This window comes from Sandarakinorhabdus sp., from assembly GCF_031422795.1.
Lineage (GTDB): Bacteria > Pseudomonadota > Alphaproteobacteria > Sphingomonadales > Sphingomonadaceae > Sandarakinorhabdus.
This window is the reverse complement of the sequence record NZ_JANPML010000082.1, coordinates 1-10,188: the sequence shown is the minus strand read 5'-3', so window position 1 is coordinate 10,188 and position 10,188 is coordinate 1. Positions and strand designations below refer to the sequence as shown.

At 65.6% G+C, this 10,188-nt stretch carries 12 protein-coding genes, 2 tRNA genes and 2 pseudogenes; 6 read left to right on the top strand and 10 right to left on the bottom strand.

What is annotated here, in order from left to right; all coding sequences use genetic code 11:
• Together RMO81_RS03330 and RMO81_RS03325 are read right to left on the bottom strand one after the other, a co-directional pair.
• Positions 1–216 (bottom strand): annotated as a pseudogene (locus RMO81_RS03330) (aspartate racemase); the annotation flags it as partial.
• Complete coding sequence (locus RMO81_RS03325) at positions 216–1,220, bottom strand: D-cysteine desulfhydrase (protein ID WP_310474314.1); 1,005 nt, start codon at positions 1,218–1,220, stop codon at positions 216–218. The gene RMO81_RS03325 and the pseudogene RMO81_RS03330, both read right to left, overlap by 1 nt.
• Before the next feature lie 323 nt (positions 1,221–1,543).
• Here RMO81_RS03325 and RMO81_RS03320 point away from each other — a divergent pair, with 323 nt between their 5' ends.
• Complete coding sequence (locus RMO81_RS03320) at positions 1,544–2,134, top strand: PEPxxWA-CTERM sorting domain-containing protein (protein ID WP_310474313.1); 591 nt, start codon at positions 1,544–1,546, stop codon at positions 2,132–2,134.
• A 217-nt stretch (positions 2,135–2,351) separates the two neighbouring features.
• The gene (locus tag RMO81_RS03315) at positions 2,352–2,837 is read left to right on the top strand and encodes a TspO/MBR family protein (protein WP_310474312.1); all 486 of its coding nucleotides are present in this window, start codon (positions 2,352–2,354) and stop codon (positions 2,835–2,837) included.
• Between the two features lie 54 nt (positions 2,838–2,891).
• On the opposite strand, the gene RMO81_RS03310 is transcribed toward RMO81_RS03315, so the two are convergent.
• From RMO81_RS03310 to RMO81_RS03280, 7 genes are all read right to left on the bottom strand, one after another.
• Positions 2,892–4,226 (bottom strand): acetyl-CoA hydrolase/transferase C-terminal domain-containing protein, encoded by a 1,335-nt coding sequence (locus RMO81_RS03310; RefSeq protein WP_310474311.1) that lies wholly within the window; start codon positions 4,224–4,226, stop codon positions 2,892–2,894.
• A gap of 156 nt (positions 4,227–4,382) precedes the next feature.
• Positions 4,383–4,457 (bottom strand) — tRNA-Phe (locus RMO81_RS03305).
• Positions 4,458–4,515: 58 nt separating this feature from the next.
• Positions 4,516–4,719 (bottom strand): DNA gyrase inhibitor YacG, encoded by a 204-nt coding sequence (yacG, locus tag RMO81_RS03300; protein ID WP_310474310.1) that lies wholly within the window; start codon positions 4,717–4,719, stop codon positions 4,516–4,518.
• Positions 4,703–5,662, bottom strand: coding sequence for a ribonuclease E/G (locus RMO81_RS03295; protein WP_310474309.1), 960 nt, complete (start codon positions 5,660–5,662; stop codon positions 4,703–4,705). The genes yacG and RMO81_RS03295 overlap by 17 nt, the downstream gene beginning before the upstream one ends.
• Complete coding sequence (locus tag RMO81_RS03290; protein ID WP_310474315.1) at positions 5,659–6,228, bottom strand: nucleoside triphosphate pyrophosphatase; 570 nt, start codon at positions 6,226–6,228, stop codon at positions 5,659–5,661. The genes RMO81_RS03295 and RMO81_RS03290 overlap by 4 nt, the downstream gene beginning before the upstream one ends.
• Positions 6,228–7,292 (bottom strand): DUF2332 family protein, encoded by a 1,065-nt coding sequence (locus RMO81_RS03285; protein WP_310474308.1) that lies wholly within the window; start codon positions 7,290–7,292, stop codon positions 6,228–6,230. The genes RMO81_RS03290 and RMO81_RS03285 overlap by 1 nt, the downstream gene beginning before the upstream one ends.
• A complete protein-coding gene (locus tag RMO81_RS03280; RefSeq protein WP_310474306.1) occupies positions 7,289–7,606 on the bottom strand; it encodes a 2Fe-2S iron-sulfur cluster-binding protein in 318 nt (105 codons plus the stop codon). Before RMO81_RS03280 ends, RMO81_RS03285 begins: the two co-directional genes overlap by 4 nt.
• Positions 7,607–7,691: 85 nt before the next feature.
• Between RMO81_RS03280 and RMO81_RS03275 the strand changes: the two genes are divergently transcribed.
• Both RMO81_RS03275 and RMO81_RS03270 read left to right on the top strand, forming a co-directional pair.
• Positions 7,692–8,636: an NAD(P)-dependent oxidoreductase gene (locus RMO81_RS03275; protein ID WP_310474305.1), complete on the top strand. Its 945-nt coding sequence runs from the start codon at positions 7,692–7,694 to the stop codon at positions 8,634–8,636.
• Between the two features lie 6 nt (positions 8,637–8,642).
• On the top strand, positions 8,643–8,918 hold the full coding sequence (locus tag RMO81_RS03270; RefSeq protein WP_310474304.1) for a hypothetical protein: 276 nt from the start codon (positions 8,643–8,645) through the stop codon (positions 8,916–8,918).
• Positions 8,919–8,921: 3 nt separating this feature from the next.
• Here RMO81_RS03270 and RMO81_RS03265 read toward each other — a convergent pair.
• Positions 8,922–9,461 (bottom strand): annotated as a pseudogene (locus tag RMO81_RS03265) (DUF1134 domain-containing protein); the annotation flags it as partial.
• Between the two features lie 239 nt (positions 9,462–9,700).
• On the opposite strand from RMO81_RS03265, the gene RMO81_RS03260 reads away from it, so the two are divergent.
• Positions 9,701–9,792 (top strand) — tRNA-Ser (locus RMO81_RS03260).
• Between the two features lie 56 nt (positions 9,793–9,848).
• Positions 9,849–10,188, top strand: a 340-nt coding sequence (locus RMO81_RS03255) for a YqaA family protein (protein WP_310474303.1), incomplete at its 3' end; no start/stop codon positions are given.

The following is a 10,188-nucleotide window of genomic DNA, read 5'->3' as shown; positions in this document are numbered from 1 at the left end:
CCCTTGCGCCATTGCGGCCAGCGCCGGGCCCGGCGATGCCGCACCGGTGAGCGCCGCCGCGTTGCGGTCGGGCACGTGCGGGTTTGAATCCACCAGCACGCGCGGGTGATCGCTGTCGTCTGCGGCGGCAACGCCAGCCACCAGGCGGCCGAGAAAATCAGCCGTGGCCGCCGGCCCCATGCCGCCAATCACGCCGATCGTGCCATAGCGCGGCATCAGTTGAAAGCGGGGTCGCGCAGCACGCCGGCAAAGGCCGACAGCGACGGCGAGCCGCCGGTGTGCAGGAACAGCACCCGCTCATCCTTGAAGGCGCCTTGCCGCGCCAGCGCGATCAGGCCGGCCATCGCCTTGCCGCTGTAAACCGGGTCGAGCAAAATGCCTTCCTGCGCTGCCAGCAGCCGCACCGCCTCCACCATCTCGCGGGTTGGCAGCGAATAACCGGGGCCAACCCAATCGGCCAGCGCCACGATGTCGGCGGCCTGCGGCTGCGGCGTGCCCATCAGATCGGCGGTCGCCTGCGCCAGCTTCAGCACATTGGCTTCCTGTTCGTCGCGCGGCCGGCGCACGTTGATGCCGGTGACCGGGATGCCGGCGTTCAGCGCGACGAGCCCGGCGATCAGGCCACTGTGGGTGCCGGCACTGCCGGATGCGACCACGATGCGATCAAAGGCGACGCCGATCTCGAACGCCTGGTCCATGATTTCCTGCGCGCAAGCGGCATAGCCCAGCGCGCCCAGCGGCGACGACCCACCGCCAACGATGATATAGGGGTGGCCGCCCGCCGCCTTCACCGCCGCGGCCTCCTCGGCCATTTCGGCGGCCAGATCGGCGCCGGCCTTGACCATACGAACACTGGCCGCGCCCATCAGATCAAACAGCAGATTATTGCCCAGTGCTTCCGCGCTGAAACTGCCCGGCACCCGTTCTTCAATCACCAGCCGGCAGGCCAGCCCTTCCTTGGCGGCGGCGGCCAGCGTCAGCCGGCAATGGTTGGACTGCGGCGCGCCTACGGTGATCAGCGTATCGGCGCCCTGGGCCAGCGCATCGGCGATCAGGAATTCCAGCTTGCGCGTCTTGTTGCCGCCGCCGGCCAGGCCGAGCAGATCGTCACGCTTGATCCACAATTCCGGGCCGCCAATGGCCGCCGAAAGGCGCGGCAACGGCTCCAGCGGCGTGAAACCAGGGGTGTAGCGGCGACGGGGGAAGCGAGCGAGGTTCATGATCGCTGCCGTGGCACGAAGGCGGCCGGCGCGCAACCATATCGCGGCACCATGCAACCGCGCGCTTCGCGGTAACGCAACGCCGTGAACCGATCGTACCGGAAGCAGGCGTCATTTGCACGCCAACACCGCCGTTAACCCAAATTGACCTGTACAATTTCTCAACAATCACTTAATTTACTGGAGCGTCAAACGTGTTTCGGCGTGCGCTTGAGAAGGCGCTTGTGCAAAGTCGGGGGTAAATTATGAAGACCATGCTTAAGGCGGCGCTGTTTGCGCTCGCCGCCACCAGCGCGCTAACCGGTGCGTCCGCGCAAACCACCGTGTTCGGCGACCGCGCCACGTTCTTGTCGGCGCTGTCCAGCTCGTTCACCGACACTTATGAATCATCGCAAGGCTATCAGAACGGGTTTTCCATTCTCAGCAACGCCGCGATGACGGCGGTGGTTGGGCAGACACGCTATGAAACAACCGGCTTCCAGAACCTAAATATTCGGTTCGACGGCGGTGCTAGCTTCGGTTACTGCGCCGGCTGCAACGGCAGCTTCACGCTGCACTTTGATGCAACCAGCTTCGGTGATGCCAACGGTGTGGGCGGTGTCGGCCTGGATATCAGCGGCAACAGCGGCGACCTGCCCTATTCAGCATTGGTCACGTTTGGCAACAGCGACACTCAGCTGTTTGCCCTGCAGTCAAACACGGCGAGCTTCTTCGGCTTGACCTCGGATCGCCAGATCCGGTCGATCGCGTTCGGCCCGAATGGCGGCACGACGACAGGCGGGGCATTCTCCATCGACAATCTGACCATCGGCGCCTCGGGTGTCGTTCCCGAACCGGCCAGCTGGGCGATGCTGATCGCCGGCTTTGGCCTCGTCGGTGCCGCCGCCCGCCGCCGCCGCGCCGTTACCGCCTGAACCAGACAGAGCATAACGCAACACGAAGGGCCGCTCCCATCGGGGCGGCCCTTTTTGGTATGGACCAGCGTCGGAAGCGGAAATCGCGGGTTCGCACCTTGGGCCAGCGCATCGGCGATCAGAAATTCCAGCGTCTTGTCAACGCCGGCCAGACCGAGCAGATCGTCGCAATTGTCGCGGTGCAGCAATCACGGCCAAATTGCTGTACCGTGCCGTCATGGATGATTTCAACACCCCCGCCGCCGTCGCCATCGCCTGGGCCGTTGGCCTTTGCCTGATCGGCGGGTTGATGACCCCTCGCGCTGATTGGTATGCTCGGCTGCGCAAGCCGGCATGGCAGCCCCCGGGGTGGGCGTTTGGCCCGGCGTGGACCATCATCCTGGGCCTTGCCGCCTGGAGCGGGGTGATCGCGTGGGAGGCGGCCTCGGGCCCGGATGAACAACGCGCCATCCTGATCATGTTTGGCGTCAACGGCGTGTTCCACCTGTTGTGGAGCCCGTTGTTCTTCAAGGCGCAGCGGCCGGATTGGGCGCTTGCCGAAGTGCCCTTCCTGTGGGGATCCATCCTGGCCCTGGTGATCGGGCTGGGCACGATTGCACCCATGGCAGGGTGGCTCAACCTGCCCTATCTGGCCTGGGTGAGCTTTGCGACGTTCCTCAACTGGACCATCGTGCGCCTCAACCCCCGGCCCAGCGCCAACTGAACCCGACAAGCAGTGCGATACACCAAGGCCGGCTCGGAGCGTTCCGGTTCACCTTCAAAAGCTGAACCCGCGCGGGATCAGGCGGTTTTCATAGGCCTGGCGCTCCAACCCCTCACGGAAATCCGGGTGGGCCAGCCCGATCAGCGCCCGCGCCCGTTCCGGCACCGATTTGCCCTTCAGGTTCACGATGCCATATTCGGTCACGACATACATCATGTCCGCCCGCGTCGTGGTGACGATATTGCCTTGCGTCAGGTTGAACACGATCCGGCTGCGCCGATCGCCCTTCTTGTCGTAGGTGGAAGGCAGGCAGATGAAACTTTTGCCGCCCTCTGAAGCATAGGCACCGCGCACGAACTGCGCCTGCCCGCCGGTGCCGGTCAGATGCCGGTTGCCATCGCTTTCCGATGCCGCCTGGCCGGTGAGATCAATCTGCGTCGTGCTGTTGATCGCCGTCACCTTCGGGTTCTGCATCACGATGTGCGGCGAGTTGGTATATTCAGCCGGGTGACACCAGAAATCCGGATTGCGGTCGACCGTGTCGAACAGCGGTTTCGTGCCCGCCGCAAAGCAATAGATGATCTTGCCGGGATCAAGTGCCTTGCGGGTGCCATTGATCTGGCCGGCGCGATACAGTTCGGCAATACCGTCGGTGAGCATTTCGGTGTGAACACCCAGATCCTTGATTCCAGCGCTCGCCAGCATTCCACACACAGCATTGGGCATCCCGCCAATGCCAATCTGCAAACAGGCGCCATCCTCGATCTCGCTGATGATCAGCCGCGCCACGGCCTTGTCGACCTCCGTCGGCGCCGGGTTGGGCAGTTCAGGCACGGGACTGTCGTCGCCTTCGATGATGTAATCGACCTCACTCAGATGGATGTCGGTACCTTCACCAAAGGCAAAAGGCAGCGCGCTGCACGTCTCGATGATGACCAGACGGGCCTGCTCCAAGACGGCCCGCAGCCAGACGTTGGTTGGCCCGACATTGAAAACTCCATCGGCCAGCGGCCTAGCCTTGAAGATCACGATATCCACCGGCGGGATGAAACGACGATAATAATCTGAAATTTCACCGAGGTTCAGCGGCGTGTAGCTGCAGCGGCCTTGTTCGTGCAGGCGGCGATCATAACTGCCCATGTGCAGGCTGATCATGTGGACGTGTCGCCCTTCGGGATCATTCTCCATCACCGCGCGCGGCCGCATCGATACGGTGGAGCGGAGCTTGAGGTTCGACAGCTCACTGATCCGTTCACCCAACGCGCGATCGAACACATCGGGCTGGTTGATCGAGCCAAGATAGTCGATCCACATGCCCGACTTCACCATGGCAGCCGCCTCGGCCGCCGTGATGGTCTTTGCCGCAGCAGCGGCCTGGCGCATCTTCATGTCAAAATCCCCGGTCAGCGAATAGGCACCCGCATGGCCGTACCGTAGCGGCCAACCCGGCTGACCTGCAACTGCACCATTTCAAGGATAAGCCCACACAGAGCCAGACCAACGAAAAAGGCCGCTGCCAATGGCAAGCGGCCCTTTTCAGAATAATGGTGCCCGGGGGCGGATTTGAACCACCGACACGGGGATTTTCAATCCCCTGCTCTACCCCTGAGCTACCCGGGCCCACATTGCCAGACTCTGGCTTCGCAGCGGTTGGGTGAACCGCATGGGAAGCGGGCGTTTAGCCAGCCTCGTCGCCATTGTCCAGCGGGGACGTATCAGAAAGTTCGTCATCATTCGCATTGGCCGGCAACACATAGCGATCCGACAGCCAGGCGTTGAGATCGCGGGCCCGACAACCCTCGCTGCAGAACGGTTTGAAGGCCGCCACCATCGGGGCTTTTCGGCAATAGGCGCAGGCGCGCGAATCAGCTTTGCTGGACATGACCCCTCCCTGCCCCAGCATTGGCCGCCAGCGCCAGTGGACCGCCGGTCAGCCGCTCACATTCCTCGATCAGGGCCGGGCGAGCCGCCAGCCAGTCAATCACCGGGCTAGGCGCTTCCAGCCGTATTGGTCCCACCAGCCGCATCGCCCGGCGCAGCAGTTCAAGGGCGGCAAAGCCCGGCCGCCGCACTTCCTCGATCAGGCTGAGATGGCGGCGCGGGCGGATGATCTGCACCAGGCCAAAGCCGTTCATGGCAATTTTTTCAAACGGCTGCGGCAGCGATTCGGCCAGGATCGCATCAACAGCGGCGCGTGGGCCGCGGCCGGCGAGCGAAGGGAAATCCACCACGATCGGCCCGCCGATACCGTGACGGCGCACAGTGGCCGCCACCGCCCGTGCGGCGGCTTCCGACAGGCGCGACAGGTCGCCGTCCCCATCCACATCGATCACCAGCATCGCCGGGGTTTGCGCCGCCAGCAACCGGCCGCCGGGAAAATCGATCCGGCCCGACAACGCCTCTTCCACCGCCATATCCCAGCCAGCGTCCGCCAGGCGATCCGGGCCATGGGCGGGCAGGATTTCAATCCGGTGGCCGGCAGCCTGCAGACGCTGCACCAGCGTTGGCGCGGGCCGGGCCGGGCCATCATGCGCCGCCACGCGCGCCTGCTTGTCGCGCGCGCCGTCGGGCCGGGCCGGGCGAAGCACTTCGACGAGCCTGGTCTGCCCTTCTGGCCAATCGGGCGGGACGGGCAACAGCACCGCCTCCTCGCTGGCCATCGCCACCACGCCCAACTTGCCGCTGCGGCTGGCCAGCCGGGCCGGCGCAATCAGGCCAACCGGCAGTGGTTCATCGGCGCGGGCGATATGCGCTTCCAGCAGTGTGTCGCCGTCCATCACCACGGCGCGGGCGGCACCGGGGGCGATTTCCAGCAGCGCGATCACAGGCGCCAGCCGGCCGCGTTCAACAGCAGCCGCGTTTCGTTGAGCGGCAGGCCGACAACGCCGGAAAAGCTGCCGGTCAACTGGCGCACAAAGGCTTCGGCGGCGCCCTGGATGGCATAGCCGCCGGCCTTGCCCTGCCAGTCGCCGCGCGCGATCAGCCAATCGATATCGGCGGGCGGCAGGCGCTGAAAGGTCACGATGGATTCGCTTACCCGTTCGCGCAACCGGCCCTGCGCGTCGATCAGCGCGATGGCGGTGAGCACGCGGTGACGGCGGCCCGACAGCAGCGCCAGACAGCGGCGCGCCGTCGCTTCGTCTTCGGCCTTGGGCAGGATGCGCCGGCCAGCCGCGACAACCGTATCAGCGGCCAGCACAACGGCGCCGGGATGGCGACTGGCCACCAGCGCAGCCTTCTCCCGCGCCAATCGCTCGGCATGGCTGCGCGGCACTTCACCGGGCTGCACGGCCTCATCCAGATCAGCCGGATCGACCGCATCGGGCACCAGCCCCAGCCGGGCCAGCAGATCCAGACGGCGCGGGCTCGCCGATGCCAGAACCAGCCGCATCAACCTGCCCACTGCACAAACGTGCCATGCGCGTGGCAATGGCCGAGCAATTGCGCTTCTTCGCCGTTGCCGCGCCACAGCGACAGCCGGATGGCGGGCGTTGTTGGATTGGCCGGATCGTCCATTTCCATCCGCAGCCACGCCAGCGGCCGCTGCGGCGTTGCGGTGGCACCCAGCTTTGCCAGATGGCCCATCACCCGCGCTTGCACTGTGGGCGGGAAATATTGAAAGGCGATGCTGTGATAAACCACCGTCGTCACCCCATCGGCCAGGCTCAGCGTGCGCTCCAGCCAATCGGCGGCATCGCCCTTTTCCAGCGGCGGCGGAACAGCGCGGGCCAGCGCGATGGCGGCTTGTGTGCGCGTCAGCCGTTCCGGCTGATCGGCCCAGATGAAGGCCATCAGCCGTTCTGCTACAGCAGGATCGCTGGCATCGAGTGGGGCGATGTCCACGCCGGCGCGCGCCACCACCTGCAAAGCGGCAGCCGGCGGCGGCGGCCCTTGCCAATTTGGCGCGATCCGCACGGCGCTGGCCGGATCGCCCGCCGTCACGCCGCCTAGATCAAAGGCAAAACGATCCAGATTGAGATTGAGCCCAGCGCTGGCCCCCAGTTCGTTCAGCGCCAGCGGCTGGCCGGTTTTGGCCACCAACGTCAGCAGCGCCGGCACCAGCGCGCCGCTGCGGCCAACTTCGTTGGTTTGCGGCGGGCTGTCGAGGAAAGCGGCGATGGCGGCATCGATGGCGGGAACGGCAAACAGGCCAGCCAACGCAGCCGCCAGCCCCGCATCATCGGGCATGGCAGCCGGCGGATACAGCGCCGCCAGCCCTGGCGCCCGGCCACCGCGCACCAGCCAGTGCAGGGCACCGGTCAGCCGCATCGGCAGCGCGTCGGTCATCGGTTCACCCGGCCATGCCGCCAGGCGCTGGCCGGTCAGGCTGGCCGGGTCAACGCCGGTCGCCAGCACCCGGCACAGCGCCCCGGTGAACGGTGCGCCCAGCGCCGCGCAGAAACGCGCCTGCTGTTCAAGGGCGGCGGTGACCTTGCCCGACACAGCCAGGCTCAATCCTCTGGCGCGATGGTGACGGTCAGGCCGTCGAGCGCCGGGGTGAACGCCATCTGACACGACAGGCGGCTGCTTGGCGCCAGATTGTCGGAGGAATCGAGCAGATCGGCTTCGTCGGCACTGGCCGGGCCGGCGCGCGCCATGTCGTCTGCGGCCACATGCACATGGCAGGTGGCGCAGGAACAGCAGCCGCCGCAAAGCGCCAACAGTTCGGCAATGCCGGCATCCTTGATGATTTCCATCACGCTCATGCCGGGGTTGGCCGGCAGAACATGGCTTTGCCCGTCGCGGGTGATCACAGTGATGCTGGCCATCTTGTCCTCGTGGCAGGTTGAATTCTCAAGCCCTGTAGCGGGCCGGCGCGCTTGCCGCTAGGGGATGGCAGAAGCGGAGGAAAAGATGCGCATCGCACACCAGTTTGCCCCACCGATGTCGGCGATGCTTGCCGGCCTGCCCGGCATCACCGCCGCCACCCATATTCCGGTGGAAACCCGTTGGGCGCTGCCGACCGACGTGGATGTGCTGTTCGTGCTGCACGGTCAGGGCCACGACCGGGATGAGGCCAATCAGGCGCCGCGCCCCGCCGGCTGGCCGGGCAATGTAAAGCTGGTGCAACTGGCCAGCGCCGGGGCCGATGATTATCCGCCGTGGCTGTTCGAGGCACCCGCCATCGCCAGCGCATCCGGCACCACCGCCATTCCGATCGGCGAATATGCGCTGGCGGTGATGCTGGCCCATGCCAAGCAACTGGCCAGCATCACGCTGACGGCAGGTCAGGAGTGGCCAGAACGCACCGCCTTCATCGAACAGCCGCTGGCCACCCTGCACGGCCGCACGCTGGGCCTGATCGGCCTGGGCAACATCGCGCGCCAGGTCGGCAAATACGCCCACGCCTTCGGCATGGAGATCATCGCCGCCCGCGCCAGCGCCGCGCCCTCGCCCGATCCCTGGATCCGCACCGCCCCGCTGGATGAGGTGGTGGCCCGCGCCGATCACCTGGTGCTGGCCGCGCCGATCACGCCGGCCACCCAGCATATCCTGAATGCCGATCGCCTGGCGCGGATGAAGGCCAGCGCCCATATCGTCAATGTCGGCCGTGGCGGCCTGATCGATCAGGATGCGCTGCTGGCCGAGCTGGACAAGGGCCGGTTGTGGGCCAGCCTTGATGTCACCGATCCGGAACCCTTGCCGCCCGGCCACCGCCTGCAGGGCCATCCGCGCTGCCGGATCACGCCGCATGTGTCGTGGAGCAACCCCGACATCAACCGCCGCATCATGGAGCGTCTGGTGGAGAATATCCGGCTTCTGGCTGCCGGCGAGCCGCTGCTGGGTGCGATTGCCTGATCGCTGATGAACCTGACCACTCATACGATCCGCAAGGCTGGCTGGGGCCTGGCTGCCGGCCCGCTGCTGCTGCCGGCGCTGGCCATGGCGTTCACCGACGAGATGAACTGGGGGCCGCTGGATTTCGGCGCCGCCGCGCTGCTTCTGGGCGGGATCGGCCTTGGCCTCGAAGGCGTCGCGCGGCTGCAGGGCCGGGCGCGGCTGGCCTTGGCCATCGCCGCGCTGGCAGCAGGTTTTCTGATCTGGGTTGAGCTGGCCGTGGGGATCGTCGGGCCGGGCTGATCCTCAGAAGGGCAGCACCTTGCCCTTCTTGGAGAATTTCAGATAACCGCCGTTCAGGCCGAGCCGCCAGCCAACACCCAGCTTGATCGGCACGATCACGATCTTGTCGCGCTGCAGATAGTTGGCGGTAAAGCCGCCGATCAGATAGGCCTTGCCCTCGGCGGCTGGATAGCGGCGGTACAGGTCTTCGGTGTCGTTGAGATTATACACCAGCGCGAACACCTTCGAACCGTCGCCGCCGATGTCGAAGCCCACCGATGGCCCGGTCCAATGGACTTTCTTCTCGCCTTCGATCTTGTGATACAGCGTACCCGAACCGTAACGCACACCCACGATGATGGCGCCGCCAGCTTCACGGCCAACGATATAGGCGTTGGGCTGGCCGCGATCCTTGAACGTCTTGCGAACGATGTCGGCCAGGCCTTCGGCGCCCTTGCCGAACACGCCTTCAGCTGCGCCCAGCACATCATCTTCGGCATAGGTCGGGCTGGCGCTTGGCGGGGCCGGAGCTGGGGCCGGAGCTGGAGCCGGAGCTGGGGTCGCCTCCTGTGCCAGCACAGGCGCAGCCATCAACATGGCGATCACCCCAAAGCGAACCATCATTCCATCATCTCCCTCGCGTGGCCTGTCATGGCCGCCTGCCCGATCTTGCCTGACCGCTGTTGCCTGAACGCTGTTGCCTGAACCGGGGCTGAGCCGCAATCGGGCACCGAGTCTTTCGCCCGTTCACGAAAGCCTGTTGCCAAGCCCCATGCAGCATGGCTATAGCCTCCGCCTCGCTCGGAGTCGTGGGTGAGTGGCTGAAACCAGTAGTTTGCTAAACTGCCGATCTGGGTAACTGGATCCGAGGGTTCGAATCCCTCCGACTCCGCCACTGAACGAGTGAGAAAAAGCGAAATGGGGCCAGCCGATATAGCGGCCCTTGCCGGGATGTTCGCCAGCGCCCTTCTGGCTGGTTCAATCCTGCCCGCCCAATCCGAAGCCGTGCTGGCCGTGCTGCTGCTGGCCGATCAACAACCTGCGTGGTTGCTGGTGCTGATCGCCACAATCGGCAATGTCGGCGGCGCGGTGATCAACTATGCGCTGGGCCGTTCCGCCGAGGTTTTCCGCCACCGGCGCTGGTTCCCGCTTTCGGCTGCCGGCTGGGAACGCAATGCCGCCTGGTTCAACCGTTTTGGCGTTTGGAGCCTGTTGCTGAGCTGGCTGCCGATCATCGGCGATGGCTTTACCGTTCTGGCCGGCGCGGCGCGCACGCCGTTCCCGCTGTTCC